Annotated in this window: 19 protein-coding genes and 2 pseudogenes; 13 read left to right on the forward strand and 8 right to left on the reverse strand. The window is 24.5% G+C overall.

Annotated features, from left to right (window positions below; all coding sequences use genetic code 11):
- Positions 1-287: 287 nt before the first annotated feature.
- Together HNP68_RS04580 and HNP68_RS07090 are read right to left on the reverse strand one after the other, a co-directional pair.
- The gene (locus tag HNP68_RS04580; protein ID WP_183220977.1) at positions 288-1,367 is read right to left on the reverse strand and encodes a ferrous iron transporter A; all 1,080 of its coding nucleotides are present in this window, start codon (positions 1,365-1,367) and stop codon (positions 288-290) included.
- A 184-nt stretch (positions 1,368-1,551) separates the two neighbouring features.
- Positions 1,552-1,692: pseudogene (locus HNP68_RS07090) on the reverse strand (RNA-guided endonuclease TnpB family protein); the annotation flags it as partial.
- Between the two features lie 222 nt (positions 1,693-1,914).
- Between HNP68_RS07090 and HNP68_RS07600 the strand changes: the two are divergent.
- From HNP68_RS07600 to HNP68_RS07440, 5 genes are all read left to right on the forward strand, one after another.
- The gene (locus HNP68_RS07600) at positions 1,915-2,079 is read left to right on the forward strand and encodes an N-6 DNA methylase (RefSeq protein ID WP_301391839.1); all 165 of its coding nucleotides are present in this window, start codon (positions 1,915-1,917) and stop codon (positions 2,077-2,079) included.
- Positions 2,080-2,749: 670 nt separating this feature from the next.
- On the forward strand, positions 2,750-2,959 hold the full coding sequence (locus HNP68_RS07100) for a hypothetical protein (protein WP_235684936.1): 210 nt from the start codon (positions 2,750-2,752) through the stop codon (positions 2,957-2,959).
- Between the two features lie 188 nt (positions 2,960-3,147).
- Positions 3,148-3,537, forward strand: a complete 390-nt coding sequence (locus tag HNP68_RS07430; protein ID WP_301380118.1) for a type ISP restriction/modification enzyme — start codon at positions 3,148-3,150, stop codon at positions 3,535-3,537.
- The gene (locus HNP68_RS07435) at positions 3,518-3,832 is read left to right on the forward strand and encodes a type ISP restriction/modification enzyme (RefSeq protein WP_272955322.1); all 315 of its coding nucleotides are present in this window, start codon (positions 3,518-3,520) and stop codon (positions 3,830-3,832) included. Before HNP68_RS07430 ends, HNP68_RS07435 begins: the two co-directional genes overlap by 20 nt.
- Positions 3,819-4,160, forward strand: a complete 342-nt coding sequence (locus tag HNP68_RS07440; protein WP_272955323.1) for a type ISP restriction/modification enzyme — start codon at positions 3,819-3,821, stop codon at positions 4,158-4,160. The genes HNP68_RS07435 and HNP68_RS07440 overlap by 14 nt, the downstream gene beginning before the upstream one ends.
- Positions 4,161-4,411: 251 nt before the next feature.
- On the opposite strand, the pseudogene HNP68_RS07605 reads toward HNP68_RS07440, so the two are convergent.
- Positions 4,412-4,926 (reverse strand): annotated as a pseudogene (locus HNP68_RS07605) (RNA-guided endonuclease InsQ/TnpB family protein); the annotation flags it as partial.
- A gap of 227 nt (positions 4,927-5,153) precedes the next feature.
- Here HNP68_RS07605 and HNP68_RS04595 point away from each other — a divergent pair.
- From HNP68_RS04595 to HNP68_RS04615, 6 genes are all read left to right on the forward strand, one after another.
- Entirely contained in the window at positions 5,154-6,038 is an 885-nt protein-coding gene (locus HNP68_RS04595; RefSeq protein ID WP_183220979.1) for a virulence associated lipoprotein, read from the forward strand.
- A gap of 741 nt (positions 6,039-6,779) precedes the next feature.
- Positions 6,780-7,664 carry a virulence associated lipoprotein gene (locus HNP68_RS04600; protein ID WP_183220981.1) on the forward strand — a complete coding sequence of 295 codons (885 nt, stop codon included), beginning with the start codon at positions 6,780-6,782 and terminating at the stop codon, positions 7,662-7,664.
- A gap of 250 nt (positions 7,665-7,914) precedes the next feature.
- Positions 7,915-8,181, forward strand: a complete 267-nt coding sequence (locus HNP68_RS04605; protein ID WP_183220985.1) for a DUF5425 family lipoprotein — start codon at positions 7,915-7,917, stop codon at positions 8,179-8,181.
- A 206-nt stretch (positions 8,182-8,387) separates the two neighbouring features.
- On the forward strand, positions 8,388-8,492 hold the full coding sequence (locus tag HNP68_RS07115; protein ID WP_235684938.1) for a helix-turn-helix domain-containing protein: 105 nt from the start codon (positions 8,388-8,390) through the stop codon (positions 8,490-8,492).
- Positions 8,493-8,961: 469 nt separating this feature from the next.
- Complete coding sequence (locus HNP68_RS07445) at positions 8,962-9,084, forward strand: hypothetical protein (RefSeq protein WP_272955324.1); 123 nt, start codon at positions 8,962-8,964, stop codon at positions 9,082-9,084.
- Positions 9,085-9,130: 46 nt separating this feature from the next.
- On the forward strand, positions 9,131-9,364 hold the full coding sequence (locus HNP68_RS04615; protein ID WP_301380124.1) for a hypothetical protein: 234 nt from the start codon (positions 9,131-9,133) through the stop codon (positions 9,362-9,364).
- A 220-nt stretch (positions 9,365-9,584) separates the two neighbouring features.
- Here the strand turns inward: HNP68_RS04615 and HNP68_RS04620 are convergent, their stop codons facing one another.
- The 3 genes from HNP68_RS04620 to HNP68_RS04630 all read right to left on the reverse strand — a co-directional run bounded on the left by HNP68_RS04620 (position 9,585) and on the right by HNP68_RS04630 (position 12,316).
- A complete protein-coding gene (locus tag HNP68_RS04620; protein WP_183220990.1) occupies positions 9,585-10,682 on the reverse strand; it encodes a plasmid maintenance protein in 1,098 nt (365 codons plus the stop codon).
- A gap of 155 nt (positions 10,683-10,837) precedes the next feature.
- Positions 10,838-11,164 carry a hypothetical protein gene (locus tag HNP68_RS04625; RefSeq protein WP_183220993.1) on the reverse strand — a complete coding sequence of 109 codons (327 nt, stop codon included), beginning with the start codon at positions 11,162-11,164 and terminating at the stop codon, positions 10,838-10,840.
- 147 nt (positions 11,165-11,311) lie between these two features.
- Complete coding sequence (locus HNP68_RS04630) at positions 11,312-12,316, reverse strand: hypothetical protein (protein WP_221240649.1); 1,005 nt, start codon at positions 12,314-12,316, stop codon at positions 11,312-11,314.
- A gap of 174 nt (positions 12,317-12,490) precedes the next feature.
- On the opposite strand from HNP68_RS04630, the gene HNP68_RS04635 reads away from it, so the two are divergent.
- Positions 12,491-13,069 carry a hypothetical protein gene (locus HNP68_RS04635; protein WP_183220996.1) on the forward strand — a complete coding sequence of 193 codons (579 nt, stop codon included), beginning with the start codon at positions 12,491-12,493 and terminating at the stop codon, positions 13,067-13,069.
- A gap of 131 nt (positions 13,070-13,200) precedes the next feature.
- Here HNP68_RS04635 and HNP68_RS04640 read toward each other — a convergent pair whose 3' ends face one another.
- The gene (locus HNP68_RS04640) at positions 13,201-13,884 is read right to left on the reverse strand and encodes a hypothetical protein (RefSeq protein ID WP_183220998.1); all 684 of its coding nucleotides are present in this window, start codon (positions 13,882-13,884) and stop codon (positions 13,201-13,203) included.
- A 240-nt stretch (positions 13,885-14,124) separates the two neighbouring features.
- On the opposite strand from HNP68_RS04640, the gene HNP68_RS04645 reads away from it, so the two are divergent.
- Positions 14,125-14,388, forward strand: a complete 264-nt coding sequence (locus HNP68_RS04645; RefSeq protein ID WP_183221000.1) for a helix-turn-helix domain-containing protein — start codon at positions 14,125-14,127, stop codon at positions 14,386-14,388.
- A 1,188-nt stretch (positions 14,389-15,576) separates the two neighbouring features.
- Here the strand turns inward: HNP68_RS04645 and HNP68_RS04650 are convergent.
- A complete protein-coding gene (locus tag HNP68_RS04650) occupies positions 15,577-16,239 on the reverse strand; it encodes a hypothetical protein (protein WP_183221001.1) in 663 nt (220 codons plus the stop codon).
- Positions 16,240-16,576 lie beyond the last annotated feature (337 nt).

A 16,576-nucleotide genomic window follows, 5' to 3' on the forward strand; every position in this document is an offset into this window, starting at 1 on the left:
ATTTTTTACTTTTAGGTGAGAATATTTATACTAATAACAAATTATATATATAATTTGTTATTAGTATAAATATTCTCACCTAAAAGTAAAAAATTTACCTTCAAAATTGAAACTTAAAACTTGATATTTTTAAAAATGTAAATTTATTCCACACAAAATCTCAAACAAATTCATCTCCACCTAAATTATCATAAATTATCATAAATTATCATAAATTATCATAAATTATCATAAATTATCATAAATTATCATAAATTATAGGTGGGATATTCTTTGTTATTTTTTCATTAATACCAAACACCATTTTTACCAATGGTAGTTTGCACTTTTTTAAGAGAATCTCTAACTAATAGAACTGTAGTTGGGGTTTCTTTATATGCTTCATACGGGTGAGATTGTTTTTCGACTTTTGAAATTAAATTTTTTACTTCGTTTTCAATTTTAGCCAATCTGTTTCTTGCCCCTATTTCGCTTATGTATATAAAATTTTGTGAAGCTTTTACACTTACTTGAATATAATATAACAAATTTTCAAGGTCGTGTTTAAGCTTTTCTTTTGTAAGCTCTTTAGCTTCTTCTTCAGCTTTGACTTTAGCATCTCTGTCGAGGAATGTGGAATACCTTTGTGTTTGCTTTGTTAAAAATAATGTATAATCATCATATATCTCATTAATTGTTTTAATTGCTAAGTTTACATTATATTCAACACTTTTTAGATAAGATTCATATCGATTGCTTAATTTTATTTCTGCATAAGAATCGTCGTAATTATAATAATACTTGTAATAGTCATAATAATCGCTCCAATCATAATAATTCTCTTCCTCTATTTCATAGATTGATGAAATAGGAATTGACCCACCATTCAATCCTAAATTAGAATAGATATTGAAATCAATTTCATTGCTTTCAATAATTTCTTTCAATTCCCCACTTTCGCCTTTAAGAGAAGAGAAATTCAAACTTCCACCAAGAGTTATTCCTTCACAATCATCTCGTTGCCTTTGCATTTCTTCTTTTTTAGGTTTTTTGGATTGTTCTACCGATAACTTGGAATTTAAGTTATTTTCTTCTGACATTACAGTTTTTTGTAATAAATTACTATTATTAGTAGACTTTTTTACAGGATAATTAAATGTTTCTTTGCTGCTACCTTTACCGTCTTTGTCTTTATATTTATTTTTATCAACTCCACTTTTGCCTTTCATTAAGATTTTTTTAATAGATGCCTCATTAGTATCTAAAATAGAATTCTTATCGCCAAGTAAACCAAGAGATTCCTCTTTCATTTCATTTTTCATGGATAAATCGCAACTGATAAAACCAAAAAGCAATCCCAAAGCTAAATATTTGTTTTCAACTCTCATATTTTCCCCTCTCCTTTAAAGTTAATCATAATACATTTTAAGTCAGATTTCTACCAAAAGTTAATAGCCTGTTATTTTAAAATCAAAGATTATAGAAATAGCTTCTTGTTTCATTCCATGATAACTTTTTAGATTCTTTAAAAATGAACGACCATTCACTAGAGCATAGTCCACAAGCTTAACTTCAGGCAGTTCCTGCCTTAGTTTTTATTTCCTTATAATAAGCTTTAAGATTTATAGATGAATTTATATCTCTATCATGCAAAATATTACAACCGATACGAGTCCATCTAATATAACTTAAATTTAGCGTTATATGTTTTAATACCTCAATTGTTACAGTTTATTTAATAAAAAAATATCCATCAAAGCAATACAGAAATTGATTTTATTAGTATAGAAAGCTTTATACCTACTAATTTTTCATTAATACAAAATATTATAACTTAAAGATAGTGAATTCAATTATTTAAAATGGATTTTAGAAAGTATTATAAACATAGTAAATAATATTGATACTGATCTTATTTTTAATGAATTCTCATTCATCAGTAATAAAAGAAATCCGAAAGATCTATACCTTTATTTTTATGAATATTTTCTTTCTAAGTACAATGCTAATTTAAGAAAAACAAAAGGGGTTTACTACACTCCACAACCTGTTGTCAGTTTTATTGTCAGCAGTTTAATGAAATACTTAAAAAAAATTTAAGCTAAGACATGGTCTTGCAAACAAAGATAAAGTTACTGTACTTGATTTTGCAGTAGGTACTGGTACATTTTTACTTGAAGTTATTCGAACTATAATACTAAAAGAAATTAAAAAAGAATCTGGAAGACAAGAAGATTATATTAATTTTCATATTTTAAAAAATATTTATGGTTTTGAATATTTAATGGCACCTTATGCTAAGCACACCTTAAATTAAGCCAGTATTTAAAAGAAGTTTGTAAAGTTGACTTTAATAAGGATTTAAGGCTTAGAGTATATTTAACCAATACTCTTGACTTAAAAAAATTGCAGATCAAAAATTTTTTTCTTTTTCTTTTTTTAAAGAAATTGCAAAAGAAACCAAGGAAGCAAATGAAGTTAAGCGTAATTCCATACTTGTAATACTAGGCAATCCACCTTATAGTGCAGAATCAAAAAAATAATAAGGAATATATTAAATTTAGTTAATGATTATAAAAAAATAGAAAATGAATCTATAAATGAAAGAAATACTAAAACACTTAATAATGATTATGTTAAATTTATTAGGTTTGCAGAGAATAAATTAGAGGATAATAAAGAAAGATTCCTAAGTATTAAAAGCAGTGAAGAAGGACTTCTTGGTATTGTTACAAACAACGGATACCTTGATAATATAACATTTAGAGGCATGAGATATCATTTACTTAAAACTTTTGATGAGATTTATATTCTAAATCTACATGGTAGCTCACGTAAAAAAGAAAAAACTGAAGATGGAAGTGTAGATGAAAATGTATTTGATATTCAAACTGGAGTTTCAATTGCTATTTTTGTTAAATATAAAGAAAAAAAGAATAAGTTAGCTAATATTTATTACAACAGCATAAAGGTAAAATAGAAAAAAAGTATGAATTCTTAAATAAAAATAATATTTTTACTTTTGATTTTGAAAAACTTAAATATAGTTCGCCTAATTATTTTTTTATTAAAAAAGATTTTTCAATTGAAAATATTTATAATAAAGGAAAATCTTTAATAGATATTTTTGATGAATTTAATGTTGGAATAGCAACTAGGAAAGATAAAGTGGCTCTTGATTTTACAAAAGATACCCTTATGGATAAACTCAAAGAATTTGCAAATTTATCTGAACAAGATACAAGAAACAAATATGATATAGAAAAAGATTCTATGTTTTGGAAATTAACAGAAATTCAAAAATTTTTAAAAAATACCAATTTTAATGAAAATTATATTAAAGAAATATCATATAGACCATTTGATGGTAGATTTACTTATTATTCTAAAAGTAAAGGGGTTGTAGTAGAGCCGAGATATAAAACAATGAAATATATTTTAAAAATTGAAAATAATATAGGGCTTGTTACAACAAGACTCTTAACAACAGATAGTTTTCAACACACTTTAATTACTTCTAGGATTTCAGATAAATGTTTTGTTTCAAATAGGATTTAAAGATATAATAAAAGAAAACTTCAAAAAAGATGAAAAAGATAAGGAAAATTCTTTTAGAAATTTTATTAATGTCAAATATAATAAAGAATTTACTCCAGAAGAAATACTTGGATATATTTACTCAATTCTTTATTCAAATATTTACAGAACTCGTTTCATTGAATTTTTAAAAATAGACTTTCCTAAGATTATTTTTGTAGATAATGTAGATATATTTTTAAAGCTTAGTAAGCTTGGAACTAACCTAATTAATTCTCATTTACTGAAAGATAATTTAAAACTTGATAATAGGTAATCACGCCGGAGACCATAACCGAATTGTAGATAAAATTGCTTATAAAGAAGATAATAATGAACTTTACTATAATTCAACATGTTGTTTTACCAATGTATCTAAAGAAGTTTATGAATATATGATTGGAAGTTATCAAGTTCTTAAAAGTTATCTAAAGTATAGAAAAGGTAGAGAGCTTAATGTTAACGAAAATGAAGACGAAATTGAACATATCGAAAAAGTTATTAAAGTACTTAACTACACAATAAACATTCAAAAAGAAATTGATAGTATTATATCCACTCTTAAAGAATTTACTGGGCAAGCTGCTATACAGTCAAACAATTGAATCTCCTGCGCACCTAACAAATAATTTTCATATCCTTTTACAAGGGCTTCGATTTAATCTTTTCCCTTTTGATTTTTAATAAAGAATAACTTATATAACCTAATACCAAATAGCCTTTGTTGACAATTTTAAAATGTGAACTGTTATTCCTAAATCAAAGATTATGAAAATAGCTTTTTGTTTCATAACATGATAGCTTTTTAGGCTCTTAATAACTACCATCCACTAGAGCATGGTCCAAAAGCTTTAATTCAGGCAGCTCCTGCCTTAGTTTTTATTTCCTTATAATAATCTTTAAGATTTAGAGATGCATTTATATTTCTATCATGCAAAATATTACAACTGCCACAAGTCCGCCTAATATCACTCAGTTTTAGAGTTGCATTTTTAATGCTGCAATTGTTACATAGTTTAATTGGTGAGAATATCTATCAACTTTATGCAAATGTATCCAGGCAACTCCGATTCATATGATAATTGCCTTACAAACGCATACCATCCTAAATCATTAACGCTTTTACCAAGCATTCCTTTTTGCATACCTTTAATTGATAAGTTTTCTATTACTATATTTTTATAATTAGCTACAAAATAATAAGACAATTTATATAAAAAATCTTTTCTTTGATTTGAAGTTTTCCTATATAACTCAGCAACTCTTAATCTAGATTAAGCTCTATTTCTAGAACCCTTTTGTTTTTTTGATAGTTTTCTTTAGTTTTCTTTCATTTTTTAGTAAATATTTAGGATGATTGATTTTATCACCCTAAACTACTCAACCAAAAAAGACCTTATGTTCGCTATGACACATAATATGATTTCAATAAATAAAAATTAATCTAAATAATATCAAAATAAATTTTGTAAAATCTTAAAATACCATAAACTTATTGTAATAAAAATATTATTATAATTAATATTGAATTATATTAATATTGAATTATATTAATATAATATTGTATTAATACTAAATTATAATTAAGGAGAATATTTATGAAATATAGTACAATTGCAAGCATATTCGTTTTTCTATTTTTAAATGCTTGTAATCCTGATTTTAACACCGATAAAAAAGATATGGGGTATAAATCCAGTAAAAGAAGACTAAAATCCAATAAAAATAGATTAAACCCTAAAACAGCAGCAACCCAAAATCAAGAAGCAAAACCAAATCAAGAAATAGCACAAAATCAAGAAGAAGATCCTAATAAAAAAACAAAAAGTACACTGATTGATGATTTGAAAAATTTACTAGAAAAAGCTAATACGGATAGAAAAAATTATGAAAAAAAATTGGAAGAAGAGCCTTCAGACCAATATGGAATGAAGGAGCTTTTCAAAATGTCAATTTGGGCAGACTCACAATATGGAACTAAGAAGCCTCCCACAATGCCAATTAGGCCAGACTCACAATATGAATCATTCGCAGATAATACCGAAAGATCTAAACAAGAGAGAAAAGCATTTTATTGCGCCTTAAATGACATTGATATTAGTAAATTAAAGGAACTTTCAGAAATTATAATCTTGTCAAAAAAATACGAATTCATATTTAACAGCATTCTAGAATTTGGACATATTCCAGACGAAATGATTCTTGCCTTATATCCTAAAAAAGATACCTTACACGAACTAGAAATTTCAAAATTAGAAAAGCTTAAAAATTTGTTCGAAAAATTTTTATCTATAAAAACAAACATATCAGAAATGATAAACCAACTTTTATTAAATTATCAAAACGATATAAATTCTATCAAAACAGATAGCACTAAGATTGAATCTTATATAAAAACACTTGATAATCAAATTTGGGAAAAAATTAAAGAGGCAAGAGAAGTAAGAAATGAAATATTATCTTTATTTAGAAAGGATATTTAAAATATCTATTAAAATTATCATAATATAACAGCCTATCTTTCATTAAAGATGGGCTTAACGCTTTAAGATTACAAAAAATTTATAACCGTTAATTTACACTAAACTTAAATGGAGACAAGTTTTTTAATTGATTATTGATTTAAATATGCTTTTCATGACGTCTATCAAACTCCCTTGATAGAAAGAAGGAAATAATTTTAGATCAAAAAGATTTTCAATAATGCCTATTCAAACGGCAAAAACTTTTATGCTAAACTGGCATATCACAACATCAAATTAATAACCAAACAGCTAAAAATTTTTTACCCTCTGATTGCAAAATCAAAAAGAAAAGAGGAATCTACAATAATTCCGTAAATTACAAAAATAACTTATATTTAAAATCTTTTTTCTTAATTAATCATTGCTGAGTAAAAAATTTTTAATAACTATTATTTGAAAAACCTAGTAATTAGCATTATAACAACAGTTGTTATGATAGATATCGCAATGGGAACTACTACTTAATAAGTATAGCTAATCCAAAATAGAAAAGCTTTAAATCGAATGCGTTAAAAAATATAAATTTTATCTAGTCCATATCCTAAACCTTAGCATACTATAACATTTCTGGTAATGAAAATACTATTATGACTATTACAATACTACATTTTTAATATAATATTATATTAGATATTGTATTATACTGATATTGAATTATACTAAGTATTACATTTTAGATTTTAAGCAAGGAGAATATTTATGAAATATAATATAATTGTAAGCATCTTGGTTTTTCTATTTTTAAACGCTTGCAATCCAGATTTAAACACCAATCAAAAAGATGCGGGGTCTTACTATAGTAAAAAGGGATTAAAATCTAATAAGAAAAGACTAAAATCCAATAAAAAGGGATTAACCCCTAAAACAGAATTAACCCAAAGTCAAGAAGTAACCCAAAGTCAAGAAGTAACCCAAAGTCAAGAAGTAACCCAAAGTCAAGAAGTAACCCAAAGTCAAGAAGTAACCCAAAGTCAAAGAGCAAAAAACACACTACTTACTGATTTAAGAAATTCAATAGAAACAGCTATTGCAGATATAAAAAAATTTGAAGAAGAACCTTCAAACCAATATGAAATAGCAGCTTTCAAAGAATTGCATTGGCCAAATTCACCAAAAGAAACACTAGCTGATAATACCGAAAGATCTAAAAAATACAGAAAATCTATTTATGAGGCCTTAAGCGCTATTAATACTAATAAATTAAAGGACCTTTCAGAAATCATAATATCGGCACATCAAGCATCTGACCTATTTAACATCTTTAAAAATTTTGGAAGTACTTTAAACGCCGTGATTGTTCGCCTATATTCCAAAAAAGACACACTAGACATACTAAATACTTCAGACTTAGAGAATCTTAAAAATTCATTTGAAAAATTATTATCTATAAAAAAAATCGTTTCAAACATATTAAACCAACTTTTATTAGATTATCAAAATGATAAAAATCTTATAAAAACAAATACTACTAAACTTGAATCTCATATACATGAAATTTTTAAACAAATTATAGAAAAAACCGAAGAAGCAGCAAAGTTAAAAAATAATATCTTTTCAATACATACCTTAAAGGTTATGTATTGAAATTATCATCTTTTTTTTTACAGTATCAATCTTAAAATAGTCCCATGTTTTTTATAAGACATCATTATCCTGGAGTTTTTATCAACTTTAAATAATTCTTAAAATTTCTTGCATAATTTTGGTTGAATTAATAGCAACTAACGAATAAAATAAAGAATACTAATTAACTATTGAAGTATATTTACTTATACTAATTTGTAGTTTTTGAAAAGTAAATATTAATTATTAAAACAGGAGAATAAAAAAATTTATGGACAAAAAGTTTATTATCCCATTACTGTTTATAATGTCAATATCCTTATTGGTATTAAGTTGTGATTTATCAATAAATAACGATCAAAACAAAAACAAAATGGATGGTGATTTAGATTACAAATGCTCAAGTAAAAAAGAGTCTAGGGAGTTTAAAAATTATCAAATCAAAGATGATAATAGCAGAAATAATTCTTATTATTCTAGAGCATCTAATTATTCAAATTCCTATAGTAGAACCTATTCATCTTGCAAAATAAAATAATCAATTTTATCAAAAAAACATAAGAATGCTCTGCTTATCATCCAATTGCAAAAACTTTTAACTTGTGTCCATATTTGTAGCTTTAGCATTTCTATTTGCTTTATCAAAAAATAACAAAAAATACCCCGCCTATAATTTCTATGAAATTTAGGTAGGGATGAATTTGTAACTTAAGGTACAATATAATTTAATAATTTTAAAAAATAATGAGTGCTCATAAAGCTTATAAGTACAGAATATATCCTAACATCAATGAAAAGAAATATTTTCCAAAAGTATTTGGATATTTAAGATTTTGTATAACAAAGTGATAAGAAAGACTATTATGAAAAGAATAAGAAAAGTCTTAGTGTATTAATCCCATTAAGTATAAAAATTAATTTCCATTTTTAAAGAAAGTTGATGGTTTAACTCTTTGCAGCGCATGGGTTGACCTAAACTCTGCTTATAGTAAATTTTTTAGAGAGATTAAAAAAGAAATAGAACACAAGGATTTCCTAAATATAAAAGTAAAAAAATTAGGCAAACCTTTAGAACTAATAATCAAAAAAACTCTATAAGAATAGAAAATGATTATATAAAATTACCCAAAATAGGGTTTGTAAAATTAGCCTTACATAGGAACATTAAGAGTAATAAAGTTATTAAAAATGTAGTAGTAGAAAAAGATATTGATGACAAATATTATATTTCAGTGGCATTTAAATGCTTAGATGTTAAAAAATAAGGATAAAATTAAATGCATGCAATAAAAAAGAGATAGTTAGTATCGATATTAGCATGAGGAATTTTCTGGGAAGTAGTGAAGGTGAGAAGATCAATCATCCTAAATATTTACTAAAAACCGAACGAAAACTTAAGAAATACAAAAGAAAAGCTATCAAAAAAACAAAAGAGCTCTAGAAATAGAGCTTAATTTAGATTAAGAGTTGCCAAGTTACATAGGAAAATTTCAGATCAAAGAAAAGATTTTTTATATAAATTGTTTTATTATTTTGTAGCTAATTATAAAAATATAGTAATAGAAACCTTATCAATTAACGATATGCAAAAAGGAATACTTGGTAAAAGCGTTAATGATTTAGGATGGTATGAATGGTATGAGTTTATAAGGCAATTATCATATGAATCGGAGTTGTCTGGATACATTTGCATAAAGTTGATAAATATTCTCACCAATTAAACTATGTAACAATTATAGTATTAAAAATGCAGCTCTAAAACTGATTGATATTAGGCGGACTTGTGGAAGTTGTAATATTTTGTATGATAGAAATATAAATGTATCTCTAAATTTTAAAGATTATTTAGATCATTTTTATATCGCAAACCTATACAATGTCTTCTTTGTTATTGTAAATATTTTGTTTAAGTGCATTGTAGGTTTCGACCAAAATATTTTTTTAATTAATTTCAATTTTGTTTATTTTTTTAAAACCTTTGTTATTGGAAAAAAATAAATTTATTTTTTTTTCGTGGTTAAAAATATTTTTTTTGTTTTTCAAATAGTAGTTTTTATTATTTTCTTTTAAACTTTTGTTCAAAAATGTTTTTTTAAATCTTTTTTCCCAAATTTCGTTAAAATCATTGATTTTATCGGTTTTTCCGTTCATCATCCATATTTTTTTACTATATTTATTTTTAAATTCTTTTATGAAATGCCTTGAAATGTCTTCGATTTCATATTCTTTTTTATATTTTTCTATTGCCGATTTTAAATTTCTTAATGCATTTATATAAGTTTTTTCATTGTTACTTATTTTTAGTATTTTTGTTATTTGAAGCTTTTTTATTTTATGCACTTTCATTAGTTTTTTTGTGATATATTCTTTGTAGGATATTTTGTTCATTTTTTCAGGTTTTTTTCTTATAGAATTCTTTATCTTATATATATCTTTTGTACCTTTAGGTATAACATCTGCAATTGATTCATCTGCAATTGAGCTTTTAGGTTTTATATTATTCTTTTTTATAGTATTGTCAATTTCTTTAGAAAAATCAGATACTATTTTTTTGTCTTTCAAATATTCTTTAATTTCTTCATTAATTATTTCTTGTATAACTTTAAAACGGTGTTTCCAAAGATTTTTATTCTGTATATAAAATGCAAAGCTTCCATTATCTTTGCCCAAATGCTTAAGTTTGGTTGTTATTAATAGTGCTTTATTTAAAAATGATATGTCATATTCTAAGGTTCTGATTGATGTTTTTTGATTATCTTTTGAAAGACATTTGTTAACGATATTGTATATTTCTATTGTAGAATATGTTTTAAGTTTGTTAGATTTATGGTATTCTTTGTTTTTAAGTTCAATTGCCCAGCATACTTTGAGGATTCTTTTGTATATAGTCTTTTTTTTAGTTAAATATGATTTTAGTCTTGATTGTTTTAATTCTATTAAATTAGAGTTGGTGTTTTTTTGGTTCTGCTTTAGAAGCTCTTCTAATGTTATGAGATTATTGAAATTTTTATTGACATTATTTCTTATTTTTATTATCATTATCTTATCCTGGCTTCTGAAGTGAAATTTGTTGTAGTTTCAGAAGCTTTTCCAATTATATGGCTTGCCTTTTAGGTTTTTAATGTTTTGCAAGCAAAATAATCAGCTTTTTGTTATAGTTTATAACAATGCTTTTGAAATGTCAATATGATAGATTATAAAATATGACCCATGTGTTTGGAAACAATTTGTATTTCATGTTTTGTAGATTTTCGATTCATTATTTTTTTTGCTTGTTCAATTCTTAATTGAATTGTTTCTTTCATGCTATTTGTTATAGGCTTTGGCCTTCTAAAGTCCATTAAAAAGTATGTACAAAAATCTTCTAAAAGGTAAGGACGGTTGTCTATATGGATTGCGCATTTTAAAATTTTTGATTTTTTAGATATAGTATTTTTGCTAATTGAAAGATTATAAGAATCTTCTAATATATTTTGGAATTCTTTTAAAGAATAAAGTCTTACACCGTTAATACTTAACATACATACCTCATTGATTTCATTTTATTATATATTGTATGCTAGTTTCAAGGAGGTGGATTATGTTAAATATTTTTGATAAAGTTTGTGTTAAAAGTTGTTAGATATTGTAGGTGGGGATGATTACAGCAATTTGTCTGACCAAGAAATTCACAATAATTTGACATTATTAAGAAATGTATTTATGTTTGGGGTTTGGTTTAAGTATTTTTTTTCAATTTTATCCTCTAGTAAAGTGATGTCAATTTTGATATAGCTATTTTCTTGTATAATATTGATGTCATTTAATACAAAGTCTAAGTTATTTAAGTTTGAATTTTTATTCAAAAAATTTGTTTTTCCCAAGAATATTACTCTTATTTTGCCCCCCAATCCGTTTTCATTTTCGATAAAAGATCTTAACGTTTTTAGAATTTTCTGTTTGTTATTGATAGTTTTTATTTGATTTGAATTTGTTAAGATTAGTTCTTCGTAAATTTTTGTGCTCAGATTTAGTAACATCCTGTTTGTTGTTTTAATGTTTACATTTAAATTTTCACTAGTTTTTATATCGGCATTATTGATAATTTTGATATTTGAATAGCTGATTCTTGTTAAGAAAGGAAGTTCAATAATCTTATTGATACCTTTTAATAGCAAATTAACTTTTTGGTTGTTTGCTTTGTTTTCAAAAAGGTAAGTATTGTTATTTTTTATAATAGGAATAAATGCATTTTCAATATTTTCTTTTCTATAAATAGAACCAATTATTTTAAGTTCTATTTGGTAGATTTCATCTTTATTGATAGTGTTTAAATCAATTTTATAAACTTTTACTGCCATCATATCGTGAACTATTTTAAGTTTTTCTTCACTTACATAGTTAATGTAAAATTCAAGTTTTCCTTTTAGAATGTCTTTTGGTAATTTAGAAAATTCATTTGACCTTAATTTTAAGCTAATAATTCCACCTTTAAATGTTTTGAGTGGTATATTCTCTTTTGAGTTTTTTTTTATAATTTTTTCAAAATTAAGTTCGAATTTAAAAGCTATGGGATTGATAATGAATATTTTTTTGTTTTTTACAAAGTAAGTATTAATAATTGACCTTGGGTCAGTATACACGATTTCTCCTATAGATGCACTTTGAAATTTATATAAATTGGGATTAGACATAGCCTAATCTTTTTAATGGTTTTTGTTAGAACAACACCTAATAATAATAGCTTTTTAATTTTAATTCAAGCTGTAAAATTAGAATGTTTTTATTTGAATTTATTATACTATTTAATTTTCTGATTTTGAGAAATTTTTTAAAAATAAATATAAGATAAACTAAAGGGGATTTTAATGAATGCAAAGTTTGTTGTAAAAAATTTTATTTTGGTATTTTTTTTAATTTCTTGCCAAACTTATCAAATAGCTTATGATAGGTTTTCTCAAGTATTAGATTCACAATATGATATTGGGGTAAATTATTCTAGAGATGGGACATTTAAGTCTGTGATTTCTATTAAATATGATAAGTTAAAAAACAAAAGGGAATATTTTATTTTAGTTAAAGTTGAAGCTAGAAATTCTAGTCAAATAAAGCTTGAAAAAATAATCACAGATACTAGATTTGAGTCTAAAGGGGAGTTGGTTTCAGAGAACAGCAAACGTGTTGTTTATTATAGCGATTTTTATGATTCATATTTTCCTTATGATTATACAACAGTGATTACTGAAAAAAATATTAAGGTAGAAATTTATAAATTTGATATTTCAGAAAGTGAATTTATGAAATTTGTTGCTTTGGGTAATGACAATATAGCGGCATTTAGAATTTATGCGTTTAGGAATGATGTTGTTGTAAGTTTTAGTAAGATCTCGTTTAAAAAGTTTTTGGATGATTTTAATTTAAAAGCTAAAGAACTTGGTGTGAGTTGACTTGAGTTTGAGCAATTTTTAAGCCCAAGTTAAATGATTATTTGCCAGAAAGGAATAAATTAAGAGCATTTAGTATAAACAAGAAGTTTTTTGATAATATCAAAAAACTTGTTTTTATATTATCTATTGTGTTAATCCTTTGAAAGGTTGATGAATTCTAATATGGCTTTTTCATTTCTCAGTAAGAATAGACCTTCTCTTATTCCATTGTGGAACTCTTCAAAGGAAATTAAAATTGTTTTTAAATTTTTATCTTTATTATCTATACTATCATAGTAAAAAATAAAGTAAGGTCTTCCGGTATTATCTTTGAAGCCGAGAAAATTTACAAATATTGCTTTTTCTTGAAAATCTGTTTTTAAATTGTATGATAGACCGTTTTTATATAAAAAAATTCCATTCCCATCAAGGTTTTTAATTTCTAAATTATTGATTGTATTTTTGATTTGGGTAAAGCTTTCAATTGCTTTTAAAATATATTTTATCGATGAAAATTTGGTATAATATGTGCGGTTGTTGATTTGAAATTCCAAAAAGATTCCACAGTCATTTCCGGCTCTAATTACATCTTCCTCATTTTTAATAGAAGATGCAATTTTTTTATCAATAACAAGATTGATTTTGAATGTGGAAACATGGTTTAAGGTTTTTACATTATCAATTGCTAAATTATCTGTTAGATAGACTTTGTAATTAATAAATATTCCTTTTAAATTTTTAATTTTAGTTTGTTTAAATTCATAGTTTGTGTTATGAGCATATATTGCTAAATTTTGAATCAAAAAAATTAAGAATATAAAAGTTTTGCTTTTCATTATGTACTTATTATATGATAGCAGTCTTTAATAATTATAGTAAACTGTTTTTATCTATTAAGTCTGAAATTTATAAAAATTTTAGAGATATAAGTATTTTTTATTGATTTTCTAGAGAAAATCTCTTTCTTTATTTTATCAAAACATAACAAAGAATACTCCACCTATAATTTCTATAAAATTTAGGTGGAGGTGAATTTGTAACGTAAGTTATAATATAATATAATAATTTAAAAAATTATGATTGCTAATAAAGCTTATCAGTACAGAATATATCCCAACATCAATCAAAAGAAATATTTTTTAAAAGTATTTGGATACGTAAGATTTTTGCATAACAAAATGTTAAGTGATAAGAAAGACTATTATGAAAAGAATAAGGAAAGTTTTAGTGTTAATCTAAGTAAGTATAAAAATGAATTTTCATTTTTAAAGGAAGTTGATAGTTTAGCTCTTTGTAGTGCATGGATTGGCTTAAGCTTTGCTTATGGTAATTTTTTATAGAAATTAAAAAAGGAAATAGAACACAAGGATTTCCTAAATATAAAAGCAAGAAAAATAGACAAACTTTTAGAACCAATAATCAAAAAAACTCTATAAGAATAGAAAATGATTATATAAAATTACCCAAAATAGGGTTTGTAAAGTTAGCTCTACATAGGAATATTAAGAGTAATTAAGTTATTAAAAATGTAGTAGTAGAAAAAGATATTAAGGCATGCAAAAAGGAATGTTTAGCAAAAGCGTTAATGATTTAGGATGGCATGAGTTTGTAATGCAATTATCATATAATCATAGTAGTCTGGAGCCTATTTGTATAAGATAGACGTTTCCTATCAAGTAAACTATATAACAATTGTGATATTTAAAATACAACTTTAAAATTAAGTGATATTAAGTGGACTTGTGGCGGTTGTAATATTTTATTGATAGAGATATAAATGCATCTCTAAATCTTAAAGCTTCTTTATTATAAGGAAATAAAAACTAAGGCAGGAACTGCCTGAAGCAAAGCTTGTGGTCCATGTTCTAGTGGATGATCGTTCTTAAGAACTTAACAAGCTATCATGGAATGAAACAAGAAGTTATTTCTATAATCTTTAATTTAGAAATAGCAGTTCATGTCAAATGGTTTAATTGATTTTTGGGGTTCTCTATAAAAAGAAAACCTCTTAAAGATAAGAGGTTCATTTAAAAGAATGTATGGTATGAAGTAAATATTGATAATAAATTCTTTTAATTTTAAAAAAGGAGAATATTTAATACTCAATTATTAGTTCAATAATTGAGTATTACCATGTATTTTGAAAATTTTTTTAAAGAATTTTTTTGCAAAAAAAATTAATATTAATCAAGTTGAAATTTTATCGTTAAGCTTGATTAAAGCTTAGATATCTCATTGAAATTTTGTATATTATATTCACTTAATAGAAATTAAATTTTTAGTTAGTTTATGCTTTTTAGATTTTCATTTTTTCTATTTGCTATAAACTTATTGCTTTAGGCGTTGAATGTTTTAATTTTTATCAAAAAAGAAGTCCCTACCCCTAATCTTATTTGGAGAGGATTAATAGGGGTGTTGGGGACTGTTGGTAGATCGGTTTCTACCTTATATATATAATATTTTATTTTTTTAATTTTGTAAATATTATTTAATAATAATAAATAAATTTGATGTTTTTGAGCAAAATGTTAAATTTTGACCTCTTTTCTACGATTTCCTTTTAATTTTTTAGCTGTGCTGTTTGATTTAACGTTATGTTGTTGTGATTGATTTTTAATTTTATTGATGGATTTTAGGAGCTTTATTTGTCCTTTGTTAAATGTTTTTTCTTCGTTGTTAAGCTTCAAAGGGTTTAATTTTTGATTCATTGATTGAATCTCTTTAATCTCTGCTTCAGTTGGTTCATAATCTATCCATTTTTTATCTATCCAACCTTTTTCCCATTCATAGTAGCTTTCATTGAAGTTAGTTTTGTTTTTTTCGTCGAAGTGTCTTGCTAGTGCGGCAATTATTTTTGTTCCATATTTAAGCATTTTTTCTGTTTCTGTTTCTGTAATAAATGTGTCGTAATCGTAATTTTCTCCAGTTTGCATATTAACAACATCAACTATAAGTTTAAAAGTATTTATGCAATTCATTGCAATATTAGTGGATGAAAAATTAGGATCACTAAGGGCTTTAATATTAAGTTCATATTTTTTCTTTAGACTTATGGGAATTTTGAAAAAATCTATTATAAAGCCATTTATTTTTGCTCGATAATTAGCTTCATATTGAGAATTCCCAAAGAAAGTTTCTTTTATACCTCCAATTGCATATTCATTATAGTTTTTTATTATTTTTTGTTGCATTTTTATCCCTTAAAAACATATTATTATAATTTATATACTATCAATTGATATTGTATATCAATTGATATACAATATCAATTGATATACAATATCAATAAAAAAATATTTGTATTTTTGTTTTTTTTCTAAATTGTTGTAAATTTTAACTTATCTTTAACCTTTAACCATTTATAAAAAGTTCTTAAGAGAGAAATTTCTTAGGGCTTTTTATTTATTTAATTTCTGTTTAAATATTTTATTAATGAATTTTTGTTATTTAAATAATCAAAGCTTTTGTTTTTAATAGTTTTAGAAACCATATCAAAATTTCTTATTCATTAAAATAATTAATATATGA

The sequence above is a fragment of the Borreliella yangtzensis genome, assembly GCF_014201775.1.
Lineage (GTDB): Bacteria > Spirochaetota > Spirochaetia > Borreliales > Borreliaceae > Borreliella > Borreliella yangtzensis.

Coding starts and splice junctions, on each gene's coding strand:
- HNP68_RS04580 (WP_183220977.1), bottom strand. CDS start 1,367: ATGAGAGTTGAAAACAAATATTTAGCTTTGGGATTGCTTTTTGGTTTT.
- HNP68_RS04635 (WP_183220996.1), top strand. CDS start 12,491: ATGAATGCAAAGTTTGTTGTAAAAAATTTTATTTTGGTATTTTTTTTA.
- HNP68_RS07100 (WP_235684936.1), top strand. CDS start 2,750: ATGAGATATCATTTACTTAAAACTTTTGATGAGATTTATATTCTAAAT.
- HNP68_RS04625 (WP_183220993.1), bottom strand. CDS start 11,164: ATGTTAAGTATTAACGGTGTAAGACTTTATTCTTTAAAAGAATTCCAA.
- HNP68_RS04600 (WP_183220981.1), top strand. CDS start 6,780: ATGAAATATAATATAATTGTAAGCATCTTGGTTTTTCTATTTTTAAAC.
- HNP68_RS04630 (WP_221240649.1), bottom strand. CDS start 12,316: ATGTCTAATCCCAATTTATATAAATTTCAAAGTGCATCTATAGGAGAA.
- HNP68_RS07115 (WP_235684938.1), top strand. CDS start 8,388: ATGAGTGCTCATAAAGCTTATAAGTACAGAATATATCCTAACATCAAT.
- HNP68_RS04620 (WP_183220990.1), bottom strand. CDS start 10,682: ATGATAATAAAAATAAGAAATAATGTCAATAAAAATTTCAATAATCTC.
- HNP68_RS04595 (WP_183220979.1), top strand. CDS start 5,154: ATGAAATATAGTACAATTGCAAGCATATTCGTTTTTCTATTTTTAAAT.
- HNP68_RS04650 (WP_183221001.1), bottom strand. CDS start 16,239: ATGCAACAAAAAATAATAAAAAACTATAATGAATATGCAATTGGAGGT.
- HNP68_RS04640 (WP_183220998.1), bottom strand. CDS start 13,884: ATGAAAAGCAAAACTTTTATATTCTTAATTTTTTTGATTCAAAATTTA.
- HNP68_RS04645 (WP_183221000.1), top strand. CDS start 14,125: ATGATTGCTAATAAAGCTTATCAGTACAGAATATATCCCAACATCAAT.
- HNP68_RS07445 (WP_272955324.1), top strand. CDS start 8,962: ATGAGGAATTTTCTGGGAAGTAGTGAAGGTGAGAAGATCAATCATCCT.
- HNP68_RS04605 (WP_183220985.1), top strand. CDS start 7,915: ATGGACAAAAAGTTTATTATCCCATTACTGTTTATAATGTCAATATCC.